Raw genomic sequence first — 20,645 nt, forward strand, 5'->3', positions numbered from 1 at the left:
AGCTCGGACTTGTAACAGCCGGCCATCCGCGCCGCTCGGGTCCCTTGTGCCTCCACCCGGCCCGCCCTGATGCGAATGCCAAGGAACCGTGAACGACCAGTACTGCGGGGAATACATCAGCAGCAGCTCCCAACTAGGCCACGAGCGTCTCCTCTACAGGCGTCCGCGGCCGCCTCTGTGCCCATCTAAAATCTGGATAAAAGATCAGTCCGGAGACTTCGTCTGCGCCGTCCCGCCGGCCGTCGGCCACAGTCCTCGCTGCGCCATTTGCCGTCAGATATCCTCGTACTGGATGCCGTCCGTGGACTCGGCGACCTGCTGCTCGGCCGAAGCGATCTCGGCGGCGCGCAAGGCGCCCTGATGCGTGGGGACGTCTCCGAGTAGGTCAGCGTCGACGCATGTAGGCCCAAGCCGCCGTCATGCTCGACGATCTTGTAATCAGCTTCGCCATGAAACCTCCAGTTGAAAGGTCCGTCCGCTCATGCAGCCGGTCGTCGGACAGTTTGTCGTCGGGCAACAGCACTTCCGATCTCCTGGCGGCCTCACTCAGCGCCGGGCGCGCATCCGCTGTCGAACGATAACCTTCCAGCACTTGAGGCAAGTGTCGAGGGCATCACGATGACCGGGCCGCGATTGAGCGGCCACACAGTCATCAGGCACATCCGCCGCCTCCTGGGCACTACGATATGGCGATATTTGGCCGACGTGGCCAGTTCGACGACGACCAGGCACTCAAAGGGTGTTGTTGTCCATCAGGGCCGCACGCAAAGCAGCACATTGGTTGCACCATGTCTTCAGCTGCGCCAAAGTCGCGTCGCGTTTGTGACGCGCTGTATAAGGCGTGTTGAGATTCAGTCAGGCCGCCGAAACGTGGTTCGGAGAACCTAGAGCGAGCGTACTTTTGGTACGTGAGCCACCGGAAGCGCAGGAACGCGCCGTTTGCAGTCCGGCATCACCTGAATCTCAACACACCTGAGGTTTTTGTTTATGCATGTCGTTGTCCCAAAACCGGATCCACTTTTGGGTGACATGCACGGGCGTCTCAGTCGCGCAATCATTGCAGCAGCCAGCGTGCATTTGCCCAGCCGTCCTGCCGCCGATTTCGACCTGATACCAGTTGCGCGACGCGTCGGAAGATCTCGGTGTGATCGCCATTGACACAGCTGTCCGATCATCCGCGACGACGAGTTCGGCCGTGTCCGCACGGCGAGAAAGCGCTGCCGGTCGCCAGATTGTAACGCGCCGGCACAGCCATGCACGGGCCTCGCAATATTGCGCGCTCGACGGCGTCGACGCACCGAGTCCAAAGTCGGCCACGCTGTCGCGCGGCAACCGCAGAATGCCCTGAACGACATGATTTCCTCAAGCCCGCCGCGCACGCCCGCGCAGCTCACCCAACGTAACAGTTGCGAACAGAATTGAAGCCAAGCCGTGCAAACTGTCCCAAACTGCGAGGCCGCGCCGGGGTCGAAGACGGTAGATCAGCCCGCCTTCATCCTAGTGCTGCATCGTCGTCACCGAACGGGCAAGCTGCGGCGCGGTGATTGTCTCGCTGAAGGTGGCGGCGCAGCCTCCCCAGCGCGGATCGGCCAGGAAGGCGCGTGCCAGCGCCACCATGTCGGCGCGGCCCTCGCGCACGATCGCCTTGTCGCCTGCTTGGGGTCGTCGATCAGCCGACCGCATCGGGTCGGAATGCTGGCGCCCTTGCGCACGGCTCTCCGCCAGGTGCAGCCTGCGTAGCCGGCCGTCGGGCAATTTCTGCAGCGAATTGCCGCCGCTCGAGCAGCAGAGATAGGCGACGCCGACGTCCTTTAGTGCTGTTCGCCACTTCGAGCAGCGTCTTCTGACCTCGAAGCCGCCATCGACCCAGTCTTCACCGACAGCCGCGCGCGAGCATCAGCTTTGGCGTTGCTTTCCGCACACGCCTTGGCGCGATCTCGACGGCGAGACGCATGCGGTTTTCCAGCGAGCCGCCCAGCGTCGGTGCGCTGCGTTTGGGACAGTGTCGACAGGACTGGAAGATCAGTATGCCGTGTGCCGCGTGCAGTTCGAGGAGTCGAGCCGCCCTCGGCCGCCTTGCCGCTCGGACAAAACGTTCGATGAGCTGCAGGATCTCTCGTCCTCCAGCGCGCGCGCGCACGTTCCAGCGCTGTCATAGGCGATGCGCCGAGGCCGACACGTGTCTGCCAGGATCCTCGTGGTGCTGCAGCGGCCCGCCCGCCTCCAGGTGCTTGCGGTTTGAGGCCTTGCGGCCGCGCATTGGGCAAGCTGCGACGCCGAACTTCGTTACACGGCGCGGCAACGCGTCGGCCGCATCCAGCGGCGCGCGGGACCGCCTCCTCATTGTCTCGGAATCACGGCCGAGACAGCATGCGTGATACGCCCGCGCCGCTCGACATCGGGGTTTTCTCATCTCGACACGTGACCATGCCGGCGCCGACATGGCAAGGTTCATCAATGATACGAGGTGCCAGGTCGCTGCGAGCGTCTCGGCGGAATACTGGCCACATCGGCGCGACCGCGATGGCGATTGGGGAAGGTGAGGCCGTCGAGAGTAATCGTCTGTGAAAAGCGATGTGTCATGAAATGGGGCTCCGGGAGGTCAAGCGTCTATCTAGGTAGCGGATAGCGAAGGCGCGCCAGACCGATACGGTGACTTTGGGACCGATTGCCTGCATTGCGCAAATGCCGGTTCGCGGCTACGCCTCGACCGACAATCCATGTCGCCCTCAAAAGTGGCCCGGTTTGGGCGAACGACATGCATAAGCATGGAGACCATGATGGAGATCGCATTCGCATCCGTTCGGCGGAAATCCTCTCCGACGACTGGCAGTCCTGAGAAAACACAGAAAGGCCAGCGTTACAACGAGGCCGACCTGACGCGTCCGATTACGCATACCGATGCGGATATTGCCGAAAACGACAGGCGCAGGGATGCCCTACTGAGGCGTTTCGAAGCCGAGATAGCCGAGGCTCGCTTACCCTCTCTCCGATTCTGAACTGCCAGAACTGGGTTTTGCGTTCGCCTTCACTGTCCCATAGGCGTCGCGCCCAGGAACCGCACGGACGGCACCATAGTGGGCGGCGGCCGCGAGCTAACCTCAGGCGTACAGCACTCATTGCGGAGACGTCGACCAGCCCTCCTGGCCGCAATGCTTGACATCAAACGGTGAATCCTTGATTGCCGACTATCGCCGGATCGCGCTAACCAGCGGAACGGCAAGGATTCGAAAGCTGCCTAAGCCGAAGCCAAAGAAGGAGCGAGACTTTGTCTGTGGAACACTCCGACGACATCGACCCGAAGATCGAAGAAGTTCCGGCCGACAGCAGTCCGGATGGCGAAATCTTTGACCTGTGGAAGGACGGAAAGCATGTTGCCTACGTGGTCATTCCGGCAAAGACCGGGAAACGACACACAGTGGTTGGTGACTTGGGCGACGCTCATAAGGCGCTCGGAGTGTTGAATTCCGGCAAGCCAGAATGAGCGGCAGCATATGCCTCCGCATTGCGGATGATATCCGAATTTAACAGCCCTTTTGCACGCAAGTCCACGAAGACCGGATCATCGAGCTTCAGGAGGGCCCCCTCGCCCCATTCCGCCTCGATGGCCTGCCACTTCTTTGTGACTTCCTGCCATCGTGCGTACTTCGCCCTGACGTCCTTCGACGCCGAGGTCGCCAAGTCCGAGAAGTTCCCCTTCAAGACGTTGGCCATCATTCTGACACTGCCGGACCGCTCGAGCTCGGCGAGGACGTAAAGCTTTTCATCCTCGGTCAGCCTGCAAAAATATCGCGTCCCGTTTTCCATCGCCGTCAACCTTATGCTCCTGTTGAAGGAAGGGTCAGGCGCCGGCTTGCTGGCGTCAATCGGTGCCACGATTCTTTCTAGCTTCGTCCCAGGCCAAGACGTGAGGGCCGTTTAGCGATGAGGAAGAAGCCTGAGCGGTGGAACCCTCGCAACAGGTGTCGAAGACGCCGCTTCAGTCCGGAAAAGCCTTAAACAGGCATCGTTCAACGCTTCCTGCACCCAACTTGCTTTCTGGCATTACTTTGAGCCGCACGGAAGCCTCCGGGAGGAGCCGGAAAACTTTTACGAGGACTAGAGAGGTGCCGACGCTTGGTTATGAAAGCCGAAAACGACCGCGGACAGCCATCTCCCGGCACTCCAGGATACAACTTTGCGTCTCACAGGTACCTAACTTTGGGTGTGGAATATCTTCCTAAAAAATATGCCTGCAATTTCAATTAGATCCGAAGGGGCCTGGATACAACTTTGCGTCCCGTACCACCGCCTCGGCTTGCGGTTCGCGAAGTCATTCGCCTGCTGGAGGCCGACGGCTGGTATCTGGTTGCAACCAGGGACAGTCATCGCCAATATAAGCACAAGATCAAAGCCGGCCGCGTCACGGTGGCCGGCAAGCCTTCTGAAGAGGTTGCGCCAGGAACACTGAACAGCATCCTCAAGCAGTCCGGTTTGAAGGAGCGATGACATGCGTTACGCGGTGGTGATCGAAAAGGCAGGAAATAATTTTTCCGCCTATGTGCCGGACCTGCCCGGCTGCATCGCCACCGGTGCGACTGTGCCTGAGGTGGAAATCGAAATTCGCGATGCAATACGCTTTCACATCGAAGGCTTGCGAGCCGACGGGTTGGATGTGCCCAAAGGTGTCAGCCTCGCGGAGTATGTAGAGGCATAGAAGGCAAAGGCTCCGCCCTTTGGATTTCAGCCGCGGGAGCGGCTTGTTGATGCCATTTCATCCGAAATGCTGCACCATGAAGTCGACAAAGCTGCGGAGCTTTGGGCCGGGCCGCTCGTCCGGCGCAAAGAGAATGTGCATGGACCGCGATGGCGGTTCGTAGTCGCACAGCAGTTGGACCAGCCGTCCGGCTTCGAGATCCCCAGCTAGCAGCGCGAAGGGCTGGAGGATAATCCCAAAGCCCGCAAGTGCCGCTGCGCGGAGGGCTTGACCGCTGTTCGTGGTCAGTCGGCTAGCAATTGCTGCCGTTCTCGCGGCGCCATTTGCATCCTTGAATTCCCAAGAACCACGCGGCGCCCAATGAACGAATCCAAGGCATTCGTGATCGCCAAGGTCCATGGGTGACGACGGTGTGCCGCGTTCAGCCAGATAGCTCGGCGCGGCGCAAGCGACCAAGCGATAAGGCGCCAGAGGACGGGCGATCAAACTCGAGTCCGACAAGGCCCCGACCCGGACGACCGCATCGTAGCCCTCCTCGACAAGGTCGACGACGCGATCGTTCAAGCTGAGATCGACCGACACCTCGGGATAGGCCCGCAAATACTCAGGCAGGATTGGCGCGAGACAATGGGCGCCGAAAGTCACGGGTGCATTCACACGCAGCCGGCCGCGCGGCATCGCACGGCTTTCCGCCACGCATGCCTCTGCCGCTTCGACCTCCATCAACACTGTCTTGCAACGCTCGTAGAAGCACTGCCCGGTTTCGGTGAGGCTCTGACGCCGCGTGGTGCGGTTGATGAGACGGACGCCCAGATGGTCCTCGAGCATTTTGACATGTTTTCCGACCATCGGGGCAGACAGGTCGAGTACGTCAGCCGCCGCGGCGAACGAGCCGACTTCGACGGCCTTTACGAAAACAGCCATGCTGGATAAGCGATCCATTACAAACCATCGGTTACGAGTAAGTGGCACATACTGCTATTTATCTCTTAGTTGCTATCGGATCAATATTCAGGCGGTCGGGCAAAAACGCTCCCACCGATATCCGGCCGGCCACATTCAAGCAGAATCAACGAAAACGGAGACCTGAGATGTCGACATTGGATAGACGATCACTCTTGAGGCTGGGGGCGGCGGGAATCGGCAGTGCGTTGCTCACCAACCATGCTGCTGCTCGGGCGCCTCTTCTCGGCACCCAAGCGCCGGCTTTCCATCGCTTCATGATCGGCGCGATCGAGGCGACGGTCGTCTCGGATGGACCGCTGCCGATGGGCAAACCCGCAGCCAGCTTCAACGGGTTTCCTCCGGGGGAGATCACCAGGCTCCTGCAGAGTAATTTCCTGCCAACCGATGACATCGTCCTCGAGCAGAACGTGCTCGTTCTCAACACCGGAGACAAACTCATCGTCTTTGATACCGGGGTCGGAACTTCCAAAAGCTTTGGGCCGCTTCCCGGCAAGTTGGCCTCAACATTGGTGAAAGCTGGTATCGCGCCCGGTGATATCGATGCCGTGGTGATCAGCCACGCTCACCCCGACCATTGCGGTGGTCTCGTCGACGGCAATGAGCAGGCGGTCTTTCCGAACGCTCAAATTTATATCAGCTCAGCCGACCTGGACTTCTGGACCGACGAAGTGAAGCTTGGCTCTCAACTCAAGCCGCTTATCGAAACTGCCCGCCGGAACCTATTACCTCTGCGCGACCGGATCGTCTTTTATAAGGATGGCCAGGAATTTCTGCCTGGCGTCCAGGCGCTTGCGGCGCCGGGGCACACCGTAGGACATTCCATGTTCATGATTACCTCCGGCTCCGAAACCTTCTGCTACGCCGCCGATCTCGCGCATCACTCCGTTCTGCTGCTCGAAGATCCTCGCGGGGCATTCGTCTTTGATACGGACGCCAAGCAGGCAGCCGCGACACGCGTTCGAATGCTCGACATGCTGACATCTGACCGTACGCGGATGATGGGATACCATTTTCCCTGGCCAGGTCTTGGCCATGTCGTGAAGCACGGCGAAGGCTTCCACTACATTCCCGAACCTTTGAAGACAGTTCTCTAACCCTCCGCCGCAGAGAGAGTTGTCAACGAGGCCCCGGCGCTACCCCCTACGGCAACAGTTGCAGCGTCTGCTCGTCGAACAACGGCTCGTCCTGGCCGATGCGGACAAACAGCAGCTTTTGCGCCGCACCGGCTGGCACCTCGAAATACTGGATGCCGTCGGGCATTTCGCCCCAGTCGCCGCAGGGCGGGTCGGGGATCTCGTTGGGGTCGGCTAACGCTTTCAGCTCTTTCGCGTAGGCGGCGTCGGGGCTGAAGGTGTAGCGCTTGACGCCGGCGGGCACACTTCCCTCGGTGTAAGGCGTCAGCACGCAGCGGGCGCTGACGGCCTTGTCGGTCTTTTCGAGGAACAGGCGCTGAAATGCAGCCTCGGCGGTTTCGCCGGGCGGGATATCGAAAACCTCGACAAGCGGATCAGCCGCGCCGCCATCGCTGTATTTGATGGCAAGAGCCTTGCCGGCGAATTCGAAATGGATCTGGCGGAAGCCGAAATCGCAGCGCTGCACCCAGGCGGCGAGCCCGACATTTTTGTCCGTCAGCCTCTCCCAGGCGCATTTGTCGATGGGCGGACGCGACGGTGCCGGCTCGTCCGCACGTGCCACCGCCGACATCGTCACACATGTGAACAGGGCACTACCCCAGGCGATCGATTTCATGGCGCTATTCATCGCTGCATCCTGTCAAGGTGAAGGCGTCCCATGCCGAGCCATCGGGATTGGCATTGGCAAAATCGGCCCATTCGGTGAAAGCCGCGCCGAAATCGGGCAGCAACAGCCCTTTCGGCGCCGGTGTCGCTTCGCGGGAGTTCAACTGCTCGGCGCCGCCTCCAGTCAAGGCATAGACTTGGCCCTCCCAGGTCCTGCACAGGCCGCTGCCGTCCTCAAGGCCCGCTTCGCGGTCGTCGTCGGTGCATGGGTGGCGGATGGTGCCGAGCGGAAACGAATTCTTGCCGTTGGTCCAGGTGATGTCGGCCGGCAGCCGGGTGTCGGTATTTGGCACGGTCAGCGAAAACACCTGCGCCGTCAGCGCCGCCGGTTCGTTGGCGAGCGGCCGAAATTGCATGACCGTGCCCGAGCGCGGCTCCCGATAGGTGGCGTGGCTCAACAGACATTCTTTTGCACCTGCCGCCTGCATCGGGCCGAGCAGACCCAGAAACACGAAGGCCAGTTTGCGGGTGGTCATCTGATGTCTCCTGGGAAGGCAAACCTGGGCGAATGTCTGGCCACACACTCGCACCATGGCCTCAGACCAGCCCGACCAGAAAGGCGGCGCCGCCAAGAAAGCCAAGGGAACAGACCCACAGCACCCACAACCCGATCACCCGACATTCGAGCACCGCCGAGGCGGGGTTGGCGGGGTCATAGTGCACATCGACCTTGCTGCCCAAGGCATAACGCCGCGCCTGGCCGCCGACGAGGCCGGGCAGCGTAGCCGTCACGCTGGCGCCGAAGGCAATGCGGTCGGCGCTGTAGCGCTGTCCGGCGACGCCATAGCTGTAAACGACGCGGGATTCGAAAACGGTGCGCCAGGGTCGATAGGATCCGGACCGCTCCCGAATTCGGATTGCCTTCAGGCCCGAGGCGTCGATGCGGCCGGCAGCGATCGGCCATTTTGCCGCCTGCTCGGCAAGCGATTTCTGGGCAAAGCCCATGCGCAGGACAAACAGGCCCATGAACAGCAGCAGCGCGCCCGCAGCGAGGTTCTGCGGCTTCGGCAAATGCGGGCCGATCGCCTCCAAGACACCGCCAACAGAAAACACAAGCACCAGCGCGCCGATCACCAGCCCGGCCGAAAGCTGGACCATGAATTTGAAGGCGCCCTCCGGCATGGTGCGCTCGATCACGGCCTTGGCCGGGTCGACAGGGTTGTAGAACACGGTCACGGTGGCGCCGCGGGGAAACCGCGCAAGCGTCTCTTTGACTTCGAAATTTCCGAGATTCTCCTGCACGCTGTAGCGCGAACTTTGGAAGGTCTTGCCGCCCACCTTGTACTCGAAGGTGATCGCCGGAAAATTGCGGATCTCGGTGGCGTCGGTGCTCTCCGAACCGGAGCCCGAGCTTCGGACCTCACGCGCCTCGACGCGCGAGGAGATGATCTTTCCCGGCGCTGGCAGCCAGCGGCTGAGTGCGCGCACCTCTCGCCATTTCAGGAAAGTGACGATCGACAGCCCGGCGGCGACCGCGCAGGCGAAGCCGACCAAAAGAAGTTTGAGTTCCAACTCGCCTCCGACCCCCAGGAGTGCAGGAGCCTCCATGTAGACAGCATGGCGGCGGCAATGTCTTGTTCATTCGCAAAAAATCGGAGGTGACGGACCCCGTCACGACGGTCTTACGGCAAGGAACGTGTTCCACTCTTCGTTGTTGCGGCCGATGTTGAAATCGTCCCTGATAAGGACCAGCCCGGCGCTTTCGATACGGGCCGCGAAGTCGTCCCGGCGCCAGTAGACGGTGTGATATTCGCCGCTCGTCTCGCCGTCGCCATTGCGCATCGATACGAGGAAGGCGCCGCCTGGCCGCAGCGAACCGGCTATCTTGGCAAGGACCTGGTCGGTCTGGTCGCGAGGCACATGGATCAGGACAGCCAAGGCCAGGACTGCGTCGTAAGGGCCGCCGAGACCGTCGGTGAGGAGATCGAGCAGCTCACCGTGCTTGCCGCGTGCCGCCTGCAACTCGAGAAACCGCTTGGTTGCGTCGGTGCGGCGAACCTTGACGCCCAGGCCCTCCAGAAAGTCCGCATCGTATCCTGCTCCCGACCCGACTTCCAGAATCTGGCCGCCTGTGCCGGCGATCACCACAAGGCGCCTTAGCGCAGCCTGCTCTCTCGGGTTGGGAACATGCCGCACGATTGCATCATACTGTTCCGCATAATCCTCGTAGGAGGAGATCGTTTGACGGCTCTTTGCCAGAGCCTCTGCGGATACGCTCATCTTTCCTCCCTTTTGCACCAGTCAATTCACGCAAGTCAGCGGGGCATGCAAGTCAGCGGGTGCTGCCGGCAGAAGCGTGTCCGTCGAGCATACCGATATCACGCAGGAAATGATCCGACATCGAACGGTGGTCGAGCAGGCCGCGCTTGCGGGGTCTGAACGGAGCGGTGAAGAGGTCGAGCATCGGACGACGAAGCGTGTTGTAGAGGGTCATTGCCGTGTCCTTTCGGGTTCGAGTTAATGACCAGAATATGCCTGTTTGCGGCCTTGGCTTCCAATCGAACGTCGCGTACCATGCATCAGGAGGCTTGATGCATCATGAGTTGGGAGCTACCGCCGCTGGGTGCTATCAGGGTGTTTGAAGCCGCGGCGCGGCTGGGCAGCTTCACCAAGGCGGCCGAAGAACTCGGCATGACCCAGTCGGCGGCCAGCTATCAGATCAAGGTGCTGGAAGAACGTGCTGGAACGCCGCTTTTCGTAAGAAAAACAAGACAGATCGCCTTGACCGAGGCCGGAGAACAGCTGGCTCCGCACGCAACCGGCGCGTTCTCGGCCTTGGCGGATGCATGGCTTGCCACCAAAGGTGGTGCTGCCGGAGTGCTTTCCGTCACAACCATGGCAACATTTGCGTCGAACTGGCTGGCCGTTTGGCTTGGAACATTCCAGCTGATGCATCGCGATCTCGCCGTGAAGGTGGATACATCGTCCCGGCTGGTGGATTTCACGCGCGAGGACATGGATATCGGCATTCGAACCGGCACTGGAAAATGGCCCGGTCTGACAGCTCACTATCTGTTCAAGGCGGACTACACGCCAATGCTCAGTCCAAAGCTGGCCGAGAGCGTGGGCGGCATCCGCAACCCCGAGGATCTCTACAAGGTGGCGTTATGCGGTCCGGACGATCCCTGGTGGAAAATCTGGTTCGAAGCAGCCGGTGTGCCCTTCGATCGCGGTCGCGTCATCGCCGGTCCGGCACTCGGTGGGCAGGCTTATGACGCGATGGCGGCACTGACCGATCAGGGTGCCGCAATCCTCACCCACAATCTCTACAGCGCCCTGCTCGCAAAGGGGCAGTTGGTACAGCCGTTCGACATCGTCGGATCTGATGGCGATGGTTATTGGCTGGTGCACCTGGAAAGCCGCCGCAATACACCGAAGATCAAAGTGTTCCGGGATTGGGTGCTCGCCCAGACGGCTGACATACGCGAGCGCGAAGTACGCCGGGCCTGATGGGCTGCCTCAGTCGGCGTCGGCGACGGAAATCCGTCCGCCGGCCCAGGCGCGCCATTGCCGTTCGTCGCCGTGGAAGACGTTGAGGTCGATGCGGCCAGTGACACCGTGCGACAGGCCGGAGCCGGAATACTGCCAGAACAGCCATTTGCGATCGGGATAGACCTTTGCCGGGTGCCGCGCCACCGCGCGCACCCAGAACGGATAATCGAGAAACTCGCCCCGGAGATTGTCGCGGTAGAAGTCAGGCGCGGTGTAGATGATGGGCCGCTGGCCGTAGTGGCGCTCCAGCTTGTCCATGAACACCTGCATCTTCTCCAGCACCTTTTCGCGCGACGGCCGGCGCTTGCAGCTGGATTCGCCGTTCCACTCGACGTCGATCACCGGCGGCAGCGCGCCTTCAACCTTCGGCACATTGCGGATGAACCAGTCGGCCTGCTCTCCGGCCGTGCGGCACCAGTAGAAGAAATGATAGGCGCCGCGCTTCAGGCCGGCAGCATCGGCGTTGCGCCAGTTCCTGGTGAACATCGGATCGAGATGGTCGCCGCCATCGGTCGCCTTGATGTAGGCGAAGTTGGCGCCCTGGGCGCGCAGCTTGTCCCAGTTGACGTTGCCCTGCCAGCGCGAGACGTCGACGCCGTGAACGGCAAGGTGGCGGGGCGAAGCCCCCCTGCCGAAATTGATCGGCTTGGCGTCACGAAAGCCGTAACGGGTGACCGGCCCGGCAAGCATCGGCGGGGCGGCACGGCTCAACAGTCTCGGCGGGGACACCAAGGCTGCCGGCTCGACCGTCGGCTCGGCGTTGTCCGGCAATTCAGGCGCCGGAAACGCCACCGTCTCTTCTTCCGCCAGGCCGAAAGGCCGATCCTTGTCGACCGGAGCAATGTCAGCCATGGGCGCCATCTCGGCCTTCGACGCGTTCTTGGCCATTGCCGCCGGAACGGCGGCGATCGGCGCGGGCGGGCGGATCACGGAACTGGTCGTCTCGTTGGACGGTTTCTGCAAATCCAGCGCGTCGACGCTTGCCGTCGATGTGCAGCCGGCGAGGCATAGCGATGCGACCAAGAAACTGATGACGCCCGGAATCCGCATCTGGACCTGTACTCAAAACACACCAGACCGAGGGCGAAACGACAGCCGACGGACAAACCAGATCAGTTATGAACGAGAAATTACCAATAAAGTTTGAATCAAGTTTTTTTCGCGCGCACCAAGCAGCGAAATCCGGCTGCCGGTGCAGGTGACCGCCAGCCTTGCGGCGGCAAACGGGTTGGCAAGGCCGCTAGTACTTCCTGAAAACGCCGATCATCGGCCCGAGATTCCAGTAGTCGTCATTGCGGCCGATGGCCGGCGCGAACAGGCTGGATATCGTGCCGTCGAGGAACAGGGCGTTGTCGCAGCCGAGCGCGTCGCGGAAAAGGCGGGCGAAGGCATGGAAGGTCACCGTGCCGTTCGAAATGGCGAAGACGGCGACACCGTCCTTTCGCACGCCGACACCGTCGCGGGTCTTGCGCGAGGTGCTGTCGGCCTGGAATTTCGGATGCAACTGGCCGTCGATCACCAGCATCGGCCCGGATTGGGTCGCATAGTCGAGTGGCGGCCGGTTTTTCACAAACTCCCTGGTGGAGCGGACTGCCGCCTTGCCGTTGCTGATGTAAAAAATGCCGTTCGGCTGCAGGGAAAAATTGCCATTTCCCGACCCCGTCTTCACCGACGCCATTTCCTGGCCATGCTCGACATAGAGACCGACCGGAGCGAGGTTGGGGTGATACATGCCGGCGTTGATGGCAAACAGCATGGTGCGCCCGGCCGCCTGTTGCGAGACGTTGAGGTTGTGCAGCGACTGAAACGGCTTGCCCGCGGAATCCTTCCAGAACAGTTCGACCTGATATCGTTTCGGGTCGACCTCGCAAACGAGATAGCTGGTCGCCTCGAAGGCAAAGTCCCTGCATGGCGGCAGCGAAGCGAGCCATTGGCCAAATCCCATGCCGAGCGCCGCCACCGACGGCAGCGCGCCCTTGGCCAGCGCCAGCAGCAGCGGCACCGATTGCAGGAGGGTCAAAAAATCCATGCTCGTACCGGAATCCAGGTTCGGGGTCCGGCACGGATATAGCCTGTTTCAAACGATACTGTGGAAGCCCAATCGCCCCTAAACGAGCCATCCCATCGCCACGCCGAGCAGCAGGACGACGCCGAGCAGGCCGCGATAGATGACGAACGGCCAAGCCGAAAAACGCTCCAGCACGCGCATCAGGCCCCATATGGCGAAGAAGGCGGAAACCGAGGCGACGACCAGTCCCACCGCCAGGACCGACCAGCCATGCGCGTCGAGATGGATCTTGTGCAGTTCCCAAAGCTCCTTGAGGCCGGCGAGCGCGATCGCGGGCAGCCCGAGCAGGAACGAGAACCGCGCCGCCTCGGCCCGCTTGAAGCCGAGCCCGAGCGCGGCCGTGAGGGTCGAGCCCGAGCGCGACACACCGGGAATCAGCGCGCCGATCTGGGCGACGCCGACGAGCAGCGCATCGGCGAGCGATGCTTCACTGACGCTGCGCCGGTGACTGGCAAAGATCTCGGCCAGCGCCAGCAGGATCGCCATGGCAATACAAGCCGAGCCGATCACCGTCAGGCTGCGCAGCGGCGAATTGCAGGCGTTGAGCACGCCCGACAACGCCACGCCGGCGATGACGATCGGAATCGTCGCCAGCACGATCCACAGCGCCAGCCGGAAATGCCGGTCGGCGAAATCGCGTCGCGTCAGGGCGTCGAGCGAACCGAACAGGATATCCCTGACATCGCTCCAGAAATAGCTGACCACCGCGGCAAGCGCCGCTAGCTGCATGGCGGCGGAGAAGGCGGAGCCCGGGTCCTGCCAGCCGAGCACGGCCGGCACAATGCGCATATGGGCGGTCGAGGAAATCGGCAGCAATTCGGTGATGCCTTGCACCACGCCGAGAAACGCCACTTTGGCGAATCCCAGGCCGACAAAGCCGGTGTCGACGCCTTGGGTGCAGATGTCTGCCATATCGAGCCTTTCTGTCGAACAATCGGGAGGGGCGATCCCCGCCGAGCCATAGTGTGGCGACCCCCGGAATCCAATTTACGGATTTGTAAGGCGCCGCTTGACAAGCCATGCGTTCATATTATTATCCGCTAATCTTACACTGTAAGGCAAATGACGGAGGAGAGCCATGCAGACCGCCCTGTCAGAATTGCAGCCCCTGCCCGAACCGCACCCGCCTGGCATCGCGACCGAGGATGTCTCGCACGACCTCAGCCGCATTATCGAGCGCGCCGAGGTCAATGCCTGGCGCGACCTCTATGCGGCCGCGCCTGCCGATTTCGCAGTAAGGCAAGGCCTTTCGATAGCTGAAGAAGGCGGCCTCGCCTGGACCACCTGCACGACAATCCCGTTCGTCCATTTCAACTGCGTGAAGAATTTCGGCGTCGACAGCCCGGCCACCGAAAGCCAGCTCGACGCCCTGCTGACGCACTACCGCGCCGCCGGCATTTCGCGACCCTGGTTCTATGTCAATCCGCACACCGAACCGTCGCGCCTCAGGTGCTGGCTCGAGCCGCGCGGCCTGCAGCGCCAGGGCGGCTGGGAGCGGATTTATCGCGGGGCGCAACCGCTGTCATCCGAGCCGCTCTTCATGGCTGACGGGGTTTCAGTCGAACGTGTGACGAAGGCATCGGCAAACGAATGGGCCGGCTTCATCGACAGAAGCTACCGGCTGCCCACCTCACCCTGGCTGATGGCCCTGGTCGGCCGGAAGGGCTGGCATCACTACATGGCCAAGCGGGACGGCGCGGTGGTGGCGGTGCGCTCGCTGTTCATCGGGCCCGACGGCGCGGCCTGGAGCGGCATCGACGCGCCGGTGCCCGGCATCATGGCGCCGAGCTTCGATCTCGACGCGGTGCTTGGGGAGGCGCTGGTGCGCGACGGGATTGCGGCCGGCGCGAAACTGTTGGTCGCCGACATCGAGGCGCCGCATGAGGAACGCGACGGCCCGGCCTATCGCAACTATGCACGCCTGGGCTTCAGAATCGCTTATTTCCGCAGCCATTACAGCTATTTGCCGGCCAGCTCCAACTGACCGCACCTAACTGAGCAGCCATTGCTGGAAACAGCTCTTGGCCACCATATGGGCCGGCGGAACGACTGGCTGATCGGCGCGTGCTTCATCGTCCGCCCGGTTGCGAACCCGCTCGAGCAGCATGCGCACCTGCTCCGGGCGCACATGAGCGCGCTCCATCACAAGCAGGACCATCGGATCGCTCAAAAGCTCGTCCAGGGTGCTGATGCTGTCGTTCATCCGTCGTCTCCTCGAATGCCGTGCCCGCGCCCCTTAAATAGGAAGACAAAGATGGCCCGCCAATGACGCTTTGCCGGCTATCTCGTGTCTTCTTCCAATTAAATTTTGGTCATGCCCACGGGTTTCCCTTCCTCTTTTGGAAAGGAAAGACCTAGCCCGGCGGCGGTGCGCCTTCGTACTGCGGCAGGCCGTCATCAAGCACCACCCAGGGCTGCTTCGAAGCCGTGAAAATATGCATTTGCGGCTTGAAAACAGTGGGATCGTCGAGCGAACCGGTGGTGATACCGATGATGCCGGCGGAATCGCGCCGTGAGAACATCGTCGTCCCGCAACTCGGGCAAAAGCCGCGCTTGAGGTCCGGCGAGGTGCTCACCGTCGCCAGCGGCCCCTCGACCGTCACATCGTCGATGCGAAACAGCACGCGTGCGTTAAAGGTGGCGCCAATCACCTTCTGGCAGAGCCGGCAGTGGCAGACGCGTTCGTTGATGGGTGCTGCGTCGACGCGATAGCGCACCGCTTTGCACAGGCATCCGCCCTGGTATCTTGTCATCGCCCTGATCCATTGTTGGAGAGAATGAGCGGCAAGGTAATGGCGGGGCCGATTGGGTCAATTGAAAAGCTTTGATACAACACCATCGATTATCGTGATGCGGTGGACCTGAAGCCATGACGCCGGACATCGAAACCATCGGCATTGCGGATCTGTTCGGGTCGCCGTCGCCCGCTCGTGACCGCACCGACGCCAGGATCATGGCCGCCGCTTCGGGAATAGGCTTCATGGCGGTCCGGGACTTTCCCGGCGATGACTGGCTGACCCCGGACAGAAGGGCACAATTGCTGCGCATCTTCGCGCTTCCCGACGCCGAGAAGCAGAAACTGCTGCGCTGGAATTTCGACCGCACCAGGAAGAACGTCTATCGCGGCTGGTTTCCGCTGCAGCCGGCAGCCGTTTCCTACAAGGAAGGCATCGACATGGGACCGGACCTTGCCAATCCGGGTCTTGTCGATGCGGCTGATATTTCGGTTTCCGGCGATCCGTTGTGCGAGCCGACACCCTTGCCGGCCGAAGAGGCCCTGCCCGGCTGGCGCTCGGCGGCAGCGGATTACTACCGCGCGATGGAGAGGGTGGGCAATGCGCTGATGGGCTCGATCGCCCGTGGGCTTGGCCTGCCGGAAACGATCTTCGATGCCTGTTTCGAAGGCGGCATCTCGACGCTGCGCCTGATCCGCTATCCCCTGCGTGACACCAATGCCGGCGTCGACACCAGCGGGCCGGAGTTTTCGGTGGTGCACAAGGGCGAGACGCGCACCGTCATCGGCCGCGAGCATGCCGATTCCGGCTTCGTCACGTTGCTGGCGCAGGACGGCGTCGAGGGCCTGCAAGCAAAGAACCTAGCCGGCGAATGGATCGACGTGCCGCCGGCCAACGGCACGCTGGCGGTCAATTTCGGCCAGTTGCTGGAGCGTTGGACCGGCGAACGCGTCAGGGCAACGCGACACCGGGTGATCGCGCCGAAGACGGCACGCTTCTCGATCCCGTTCTTCTACGAGCCACGCGTCGACGCGGAGATCGCGCCGCTGCCGCTGACCGGCACGGAAATTTTCGAGCCGTTTCTCTACGGCGACTATCTCTGGGAAGCAGCGACGAATTTCGTCGAGATGAGCGGCATCAAGCATCTCAGGCAGCCGCGCCGGGCGAAGGCTTCATAAACAAAACCACCGGCCATCTCGTCGGAGACGGCCGGTGGAAATCGGCAAGCGATTATTCGGTTTCGCCGACGACCTCGTCCCAGGTCTTCACCTTGGTCTCGCCGTTGAGGAACGGCAGCGCCGCGGCCGTCAGTTCCGGGGCGAAGAAGGCATCGTAATGGGTGCGGTTGGGCAGGATCGCCAGGCGGTTCTGCGACAGGTTCTCGCGCATCCAGCCGGCATCCTTCAGCCCGCCGCCGAGCATCTGGTAGAACTTGATCTCATGCTCGGGCTTGTACATGTCGCTGTCGCCATAGGCCAGCATGACCGGCATCTTCAGCTTGGCGACATCGGCTGAGTAGTCGCGGTTCTGGCGCATGAAATTGCCGAGCGTGTCGAGGAGCTTCGGGAAGTCCTCGGGATGCGGCGCCACCGCGACGTAGGATTTGTACATCGGCGTGTCCTTCATGAACGCGGCCGCGGCCGCGCTCACCTGGGCCTGCTGCGGGCGCATCTCGTCATAGAAGCCATCCGTGGCATAACCGGTCGACACAAGCACAAGCCGGCGCACCGCTTCGGGATGCTGGACCGCCATGCGGAAGGCGACTCCGCCGCCCAGCGAATAGCCCATGACGTCAACCTTGTCGTAGCCGAGCGCCTTGACGATGTCGGCTATGTCGTCGCCGATCGCTTCCACGGTGAATGGCCGGTCGCCGAGTGCCGTGCGGCCATGACCCTGCAGATCGACGCCGATGACGGTGCGGTTCTCGGCAAGCTTGGGCAGGATCGGCGCGAACATGTCGATGGAGCCAAGACCGCCATGTAGCAGAAGCAGCGGCTCGCCCTTGCCGTAGATGGCGTAATAGTAGTTCAGGCCGTTGATCGGCAGCAGGCCGGACTTTTCCGGCTTTGGCAGTGCGTTCGTTGCGGTCGTCATGGCAGGTTTTACCTCCCCTGCATTGGTGGCGCCCGGCGAAGCAAGAAGCGCTGCAGCCGAAGCAAGAATGGTGAAAAAGGTTTTGGACAGATCGATCCCTTCTCGTCCCGCCGGCATCAAAGTGTCTTGGCGAGTTCTTCGAGCTGGTCGGTGCACTGGCCCCAGCCTTCGTGGAAACCCATCTTCTCGTGCTGCTCGCGGTCGGCGGCGCTCCAGTGCCGCACGCGAGCGATGTAGCGGGTGTTGCCACTGCCCTCGTCCTCGAAAGTCAGCACGACGGTCATGAACGGCTTTTCCGACGGCTCCCATGCCTTTGTGTAGGCGTCGGTAAAGACGATCTTCTTGCCGGGAACGACTTCGAGGAAGACACCGGGGTTGGGGAATTCGTTGCCGTCGGGGTCGGCCATGACAACGAGGCTCGAGCCGCCGTTGCGCACATCCATTTCGGCGCGGGGCGTCGTCCACGGCTTTGGCGAGAACCACTGCGTCACCAGTTTCGGGTCTGTCCAGCAGCGATAGACGCTCGCGCGCGGCGCATCGATGATGCGCGCGAGAACCAGTTCGCGGTCGTTGGTGGGGGCGATGTCAAGCTTGGTGGTCATGGTGTCCTCGTGTGTGGTTTGATCTGGCTTCCGCCCCAAGGACGAACGGACGAAGCGCAAGTCGACATCGCGAGCGAAAAATTCTGGCCAGCGAAAATTATGGAGAAAGCCTGTGCCGTGTGAAGACTGCCTGACGAAGAACGCGTCAGTGGCGCTTGGCTTGCACCAGATAGGCGTCGATCTCGGTCTCGCCGAGCCATTTTGCCGCCTCCAGCCGATGCAGGCCTTCGACCAGGATATGACGCTTGCCGTCGTGGCGGACCTGGATCGGCGTTTTCATGCCATTCTCCAGGATGTCCTCGGCCAGATGCCTGACGGTCTCGGGATGCAGCGTCTTCTTGCGCGCCGTCGGCACGTAGATGTCGTCGACCTTGACCTTCTGGACTCTGAGCATGCCGCCTCCCGTGGCGGAAACGCCGCCCTGTTGTGGAGATAGTCTTTTTGGCCACAGCGGCCAAGGGCGCGGCTAACGAATGCTGGCCCGATGGTTTCCATTTGACGCTCGACCGGCAGATCGCCGAAATGGCGCCTTCGAACGTTCAGGACTTCATGATCAACCTTCCGACCGATTTCCCCGATTTCGGACTGACGCCGGAGCAGCGTCGCCACGCGGTGCGCGGCCACACCTATGAATGGCCCGGCATGGACGGCGAGCGGGGCGAGATCTGGTGCTATAGCGACCGGTTTTCCTATCGTGCCGCAGAGACGGTGACGCTGCATGTCAGTTCGACGTCTCCGGTATTCAACATGGCGATCGTCCGCGACGGCGGGACCGAGACGAAAGTGTTCGAGACCTCGGGCATTGCCGCGCGCTGGCAGGACACGCCAGACCAGTGCTCGGCCGAGGGCTGCGGCTGGGAAGCCTCGTTCGAATTCCGTATCGAGACAGACTGGCCGTCCGGAGCCTATCGGGTGACGCTGACCGCCGATGGCCGCGACGGCAAGCCGATCCACTGCCATCATCTCTTCATCGTCAGCCCCCAGCCCGGCAAGAAGCCCGGCCGCGTGCTGCAGGTGGCGGCGACGGGAACCTGGCTCGCCTACAACACCTGGGGCGGCTCCAACCACTACCAGGGCATCACCGGGCCGGAGCGCAACCAGTATTCGCCCCTCGTGTCGACGCAACGCCCCTGGTGCCGTGGCTTAGTCGTGCTGCCGAAAGATGCGCCGCGCGTGCCGCTGGAAGTCGCGGTGCCGCCGAAGACGGTGCCGCGCTATCCGCATATGGAATGGGCGCTCGCCACCGGCCATTCCAAGAAATACGCCTCGTCGGGCTGGGCGAGCTACGACAGCCACTTCTTCCGCTTCGCCGAGCGGGCCGGCTATGGCGTCGACCTCGCCAGCCAGCATGATTTGCATTTTTCGCCCGAGATTCTCGACGGCTATGACTGCGTCTCCTTCGTCGGGCATGACGAATACTGGACCTGGGAGATGCGCGATGCGGTCGACGCCTATGTCGAGCGTGGCGGCCATGCGGCGCGCTTTGCCGGCAATTTCATGTGGCAGACGCGGCTGGAGGACGAGGGCCGCCGGCAGGCCTGCTACAAATACCGCGCGCGCGCCGAAGACCCGGCCTATCTGCGCGGCGGCGACGTAACCCGCGCCACCAATTCCTGGGAGGCGCCGGAAATCGGTCGCCCGGGCTCGGCGACCTTCGGGCTCAACGCGACACGCGGCCTCTACGCCGGCTGGGGCGGCTGCGCGCCGCGCGGCGTGCGTGGTTTTCCGGTCTACCGCCCGGAGCATTGGGCCTTTGCCGGCACCGGCATCTATTATGGCGACCTGCTCGGCGCCGACAGCCATGTCTATGGCTATGAGGTCGACGGGCTCGACTTCGAGATACGCGGCGGCCTGCCCTACCCCACCGCCACCAGCGGCGCGCCGGAAGGGCTGCAAGTTCTCGCCGTCGGCATGGCGTCCCAGGTCGAGGAAAGCGCCGACATTCCGATCGAGGACCAGTTCCTCACCGACGAGGATGGCCGCTTCAACGCCGAAACGCTGTTCGGCGAAGCGAGTGACGCCAACCTGGAAAAAGTCAAACGCGGCAACGGCATGATCGTCAATTTCCCGCGCGGCAAGGGCGAGGTGTTCCACGCCGGAAGCTGCGAATGGGTCGCCGGCCTGCTAAGACAGGATCCGATGGTCGAACGCGTCACCAAGAATGTCCTCGATCGCTATCTCAGAAAGTCCTGA

General features: G+C 62.1%; 25 protein-coding genes. 8 read left to right on the top strand and 17 right to left on the bottom strand.

The genetic code is table 11. The features are described 5' to 3' along the window. Positions 1-1,497 precede the first annotated feature (1,497 nt). Complete coding sequence (locus ACFSQT_RS31970) at positions 1,498-1,683, bottom strand: hypothetical protein (RefSeq protein ID WP_379025618.1); 186 nt, start codon at positions 1,681-1,683, stop codon at positions 1,498-1,500. Positions 1,684-1,873: 190 nt separating this feature from the next. Further along, on the bottom strand, positions 1,874-2,140 hold the full coding sequence (locus tag ACFSQT_RS31975; protein WP_379025620.1) for an oxidoreductase: 267 nt from the start codon (positions 2,138-2,140) through the stop codon (positions 1,874-1,876). A 1,128-nt stretch (positions 2,141-3,268) separates the two neighbouring features. Here ACFSQT_RS31975 and ACFSQT_RS31980 point away from each other — a divergent pair. Continuing rightward, positions 3,269-3,484: a hypothetical protein gene (locus ACFSQT_RS31980; protein ID WP_379018503.1), complete on the top strand. Its 216-nt coding sequence runs from the start codon at positions 3,269-3,271 to the stop codon at positions 3,482-3,484. Here ACFSQT_RS31980 and ACFSQT_RS31985 read toward each other — a convergent pair. Beyond that, entirely contained in the window at positions 3,442-3,876 is a 435-nt protein-coding gene (locus tag ACFSQT_RS31985) for a hypothetical protein (protein WP_379018501.1), read from the bottom strand. The two genes, ACFSQT_RS31980 and ACFSQT_RS31985, sit on opposite strands and share 43 nt — an antisense overlap. Before the next feature lie 396 nt (positions 3,877-4,272). Between ACFSQT_RS31985 and ACFSQT_RS31990 the strand changes: the two genes are divergently transcribed. Then, the gene (locus ACFSQT_RS31990; RefSeq protein WP_379018499.1) at positions 4,273-4,488 is read left to right on the top strand and encodes a type II toxin-antitoxin system HicA family toxin; all 216 of its coding nucleotides are present in this window, start codon (positions 4,273-4,275) and stop codon (positions 4,486-4,488) included. A gap of 1 nt (position 4,489) precedes the next feature. Then, the gene (locus ACFSQT_RS31995; RefSeq protein ID WP_379018497.1) at positions 4,490-4,696 is read left to right on the top strand and encodes a type II toxin-antitoxin system HicB family antitoxin; all 207 of its coding nucleotides are present in this window, start codon (positions 4,490-4,492) and stop codon (positions 4,694-4,696) included. Positions 4,697-4,753: 57 nt separating this feature from the next. Here the strand turns inward: ACFSQT_RS31995 and ACFSQT_RS32000 are convergent, their stop codons facing one another. After that, positions 4,754-5,668, bottom strand: coding sequence for a LysR family transcriptional regulator (locus tag ACFSQT_RS32000; protein WP_379025622.1), 915 nt, complete (start codon positions 5,666-5,668; stop codon positions 4,754-4,756). 119 nt (positions 5,669-5,787) lie between these two features. On the opposite strand from ACFSQT_RS32000, the gene ACFSQT_RS32005 reads away from it, so the two are divergent. Next, on the top strand, positions 5,788-6,756 hold the full coding sequence (locus ACFSQT_RS32005; protein WP_379025624.1) for an MBL fold metallo-hydrolase: 969 nt from the start codon (positions 5,788-5,790) through the stop codon (positions 6,754-6,756). A 46-nt stretch (positions 6,757-6,802) separates the two neighbouring features. Here ACFSQT_RS32005 and ACFSQT_RS32010 read toward each other — a convergent pair whose 3' ends face one another. The 5 genes from ACFSQT_RS32010 to ACFSQT_RS32030 form a co-directional block, all read right to left on the bottom strand. After that, positions 6,803-7,423 (bottom strand): hypothetical protein, encoded by a 621-nt coding sequence (locus ACFSQT_RS32010; RefSeq protein ID WP_379025626.1) that lies wholly within the window; start codon positions 7,421-7,423, stop codon positions 6,803-6,805. Next, positions 7,416-7,937 carry a hypothetical protein gene (locus ACFSQT_RS32015; protein ID WP_379025628.1) on the bottom strand — a complete coding sequence of 174 codons (522 nt, stop codon included), beginning with the start codon at positions 7,935-7,937 and terminating at the stop codon, positions 7,416-7,418. The genes ACFSQT_RS32010 and ACFSQT_RS32015 overlap by 8 nt, the downstream gene beginning before the upstream one ends. Positions 7,938-7,998: 61 nt before the next feature. After that, on the bottom strand, positions 7,999-8,973 hold the full coding sequence (locus ACFSQT_RS32020) for a DUF3592 domain-containing protein (protein WP_379025630.1): 975 nt from the start codon (positions 8,971-8,973) through the stop codon (positions 7,999-8,001). Positions 8,974-9,072: 99 nt separating this feature from the next. After that, complete coding sequence (locus ACFSQT_RS32025; protein ID WP_379025632.1) at positions 9,073-9,681, bottom strand: class I SAM-dependent methyltransferase; 609 nt, start codon at positions 9,679-9,681, stop codon at positions 9,073-9,075. A 52-nt stretch (positions 9,682-9,733) separates the two neighbouring features. Next, positions 9,734-9,895 (bottom strand): hypothetical protein, encoded by a 162-nt coding sequence (locus ACFSQT_RS32030; protein WP_379025634.1) that lies wholly within the window; start codon positions 9,893-9,895, stop codon positions 9,734-9,736. A gap of 104 nt (positions 9,896-9,999) precedes the next feature. Between ACFSQT_RS32030 and ACFSQT_RS32035 the strand changes: the two genes are divergently transcribed. Beyond that, the gene (locus ACFSQT_RS32035; RefSeq protein WP_379025636.1) at positions 10,000-10,911 is read left to right on the top strand and encodes a LysR family transcriptional regulator; all 912 of its coding nucleotides are present in this window, start codon (positions 10,000-10,002) and stop codon (positions 10,909-10,911) included. A 9-nt stretch (positions 10,912-10,920) separates the two neighbouring features. Here ACFSQT_RS32035 and ACFSQT_RS32040 read toward each other — a convergent pair whose 3' ends face one another. The 3 genes from ACFSQT_RS32040 to ACFSQT_RS32050 form a co-directional block, all read right to left on the bottom strand. Further along, positions 10,921-12,003, bottom strand: a complete 1,083-nt coding sequence (locus tag ACFSQT_RS32040; RefSeq protein WP_379025638.1) for a glycoside hydrolase family 25 protein — start codon at positions 12,001-12,003, stop codon at positions 10,921-10,923. Positions 12,004-12,193: 190 nt separating this feature from the next. After that, entirely contained in the window at positions 12,194-12,982 is a 789-nt protein-coding gene (locus ACFSQT_RS32045; protein ID WP_379025640.1) for a phosphodiester glycosidase family protein, read from the bottom strand. 78 nt (positions 12,983-13,060) lie between these two features. Beyond that, on the bottom strand, positions 13,061-13,933 hold the full coding sequence (locus ACFSQT_RS32050) for an undecaprenyl-diphosphate phosphatase (RefSeq protein ID WP_379025642.1): 873 nt from the start codon (positions 13,931-13,933) through the stop codon (positions 13,061-13,063). 166 nt (positions 13,934-14,099) lie between these two features. Here ACFSQT_RS32050 and ACFSQT_RS32055 point away from each other — a divergent pair, with 166 nt between their 5' ends. Continuing rightward, positions 14,100-15,005, top strand: coding sequence for a hypothetical protein (locus ACFSQT_RS32055; RefSeq protein ID WP_379025644.1), 906 nt, complete (start codon positions 14,100-14,102; stop codon positions 15,003-15,005). Between the two features lie 6 nt (positions 15,006-15,011). Here the strand turns inward: ACFSQT_RS32055 and ACFSQT_RS32060 are convergent, their stop codons facing one another. Both ACFSQT_RS32060 and ACFSQT_RS32065 read right to left on the bottom strand, forming a co-directional pair. Next, a complete protein-coding gene (locus tag ACFSQT_RS32060; RefSeq protein WP_379025646.1) occupies positions 15,012-15,224 on the bottom strand; it encodes a hypothetical protein in 213 nt (70 codons plus the stop codon). Positions 15,225-15,375: 151 nt separating this feature from the next. Continuing rightward, a complete protein-coding gene (locus ACFSQT_RS32065; protein WP_379025648.1) occupies positions 15,376-15,774 on the bottom strand; it encodes a GFA family protein in 399 nt (132 codons plus the stop codon). Positions 15,775-15,890: 116 nt separating this feature from the next. On the opposite strand from ACFSQT_RS32065, the gene ACFSQT_RS32070 reads away from it, so the two are divergent. Further along, on the top strand, positions 15,891-16,934 hold the full coding sequence (locus tag ACFSQT_RS32070) for an isopenicillin N synthase family dioxygenase (protein WP_379025650.1): 1,044 nt from the start codon (positions 15,891-15,893) through the stop codon (positions 16,932-16,934). A 52-nt stretch (positions 16,935-16,986) separates the two neighbouring features. Here the strand turns inward: ACFSQT_RS32070 and ACFSQT_RS32075 are convergent, their stop codons facing one another. From ACFSQT_RS32075 to ACFSQT_RS32085, 3 genes are all read right to left on the bottom strand, one after another. Beyond that, a complete protein-coding gene (locus ACFSQT_RS32075; RefSeq protein ID WP_379025698.1) occupies positions 16,987-17,940 on the bottom strand; it encodes an alpha/beta fold hydrolase in 954 nt (317 codons plus the stop codon). A gap of 26 nt (positions 17,941-17,966) precedes the next feature. Next, on the bottom strand, positions 17,967-18,452 hold the full coding sequence (locus ACFSQT_RS32080) for an SRPBCC family protein (RefSeq protein ID WP_379025652.1): 486 nt from the start codon (positions 18,450-18,452) through the stop codon (positions 17,967-17,969). 145 nt (positions 18,453-18,597) lie between these two features. After that, entirely contained in the window at positions 18,598-18,846 is a 249-nt protein-coding gene (locus ACFSQT_RS32085; protein ID WP_008875526.1) for a ParB N-terminal domain-containing protein, read from the bottom strand. Between the two features lie 155 nt (positions 18,847-19,001). Here ACFSQT_RS32085 and ACFSQT_RS32090 point away from each other — a divergent pair, with 155 nt between their 5' ends. Beyond that, positions 19,002-20,645 (top strand): N,N-dimethylformamidase beta subunit family domain-containing protein, encoded by a 1,644-nt coding sequence (locus ACFSQT_RS32090; protein WP_379025700.1) that lies wholly within the window; start codon positions 19,002-19,004, stop codon positions 20,643-20,645.

Origin of the sequence: Mesorhizobium calcicola, assembly GCF_042682105.1 — a bacterium.
Lineage (GTDB): Bacteria > Pseudomonadota > Alphaproteobacteria > Rhizobiales > Rhizobiaceae > Mesorhizobium > Mesorhizobium calcicola.

Bases quoted from the DNA above. Each gene is read 5' to 3' on its own strand.
- ACFSQT_RS31970 (WP_379025618.1), bottom strand. From the start codon at position 1,683: ATGCGGTCGGCTGATCGACGACCCCAAGCAGGCGACAAGGCGATCGTG.
- ACFSQT_RS31995 (WP_379018497.1), top strand. From the start codon at position 4,490: ATGCGTTACGCGGTGGTGATCGAAAAGGCAGGAAATAATTTTTCCGCC.
- ACFSQT_RS32005 (WP_379025624.1), top strand. From the start codon at position 5,788: ATGTCGACATTGGATAGACGATCACTCTTGAGGCTGGGGGCGGCGGGA.
- ACFSQT_RS32010 (WP_379025626.1), bottom strand. From the start codon at position 7,423: ATGAATAGCGCCATGAAATCGATCGCCTGGGGTAGTGCCCTGTTCACA.
- ACFSQT_RS32015 (WP_379025628.1), bottom strand. From the start codon at position 7,937: ATGACCACCCGCAAACTGGCCTTCGTGTTTCTGGGTCTGCTCGGCCCG.
- ACFSQT_RS32025 (WP_379025632.1), bottom strand. From the start codon at position 9,681: ATGAGCGTATCCGCAGAGGCTCTGGCAAAGAGCCGTCAAACGATCTCC.
- ACFSQT_RS32030 (WP_379025634.1), bottom strand. From the start codon at position 9,895: ATGACCCTCTACAACACGCTTCGTCGTCCGATGCTCGACCTCTTCACC.
- ACFSQT_RS32035 (WP_379025636.1), top strand. From the start codon at position 10,000: ATGAGTTGGGAGCTACCGCCGCTGGGTGCTATCAGGGTGTTTGAAGCC.
- ACFSQT_RS32040 (WP_379025638.1), bottom strand. From the start codon at position 12,003: ATGCGGATTCCGGGCGTCATCAGTTTCTTGGTCGCATCGCTATGCCTC.
- ACFSQT_RS32045 (WP_379025640.1), bottom strand. From the start codon at position 12,982: ATGGATTTTTTGACCCTCCTGCAATCGGTGCCGCTGCTGCTGGCGCTG.
- ACFSQT_RS32050 (WP_379025642.1), bottom strand. From the start codon at position 13,933: ATGGCAGACATCTGCACCCAAGGCGTCGACACCGGCTTTGTCGGCCTG.
- ACFSQT_RS32055 (WP_379025644.1), top strand. From the start codon at position 14,100: ATGCAGACCGCCCTGTCAGAATTGCAGCCCCTGCCCGAACCGCACCCG.
- ACFSQT_RS32060 (WP_379025646.1), bottom strand. From the start codon at position 15,224: ATGAACGACAGCATCAGCACCCTGGACGAGCTTTTGAGCGATCCGATG.
- ACFSQT_RS32065 (WP_379025648.1), bottom strand. From the start codon at position 15,774: ATGACAAGATACCAGGGCGGATGCCTGTGCAAAGCGGTGCGCTATCGC.
- ACFSQT_RS32070 (WP_379025650.1), top strand. From the start codon at position 15,891: ATGACGCCGGACATCGAAACCATCGGCATTGCGGATCTGTTCGGGTCG.
- ACFSQT_RS32080 (WP_379025652.1), bottom strand. From the start codon at position 18,452: ATGACCACCAAGCTTGACATCGCCCCCACCAACGACCGCGAACTGGTT.
- ACFSQT_RS32085 (WP_008875526.1), bottom strand. From the start codon at position 18,846: ATGCTCAGAGTCCAGAAGGTCAAGGTCGACGACATCTACGTGCCGACG.
- ACFSQT_RS32090 (WP_379025700.1), top strand. From the start codon at position 19,002: ATGATCAACCTTCCGACCGATTTCCCCGATTTCGGACTGACGCCGGAG.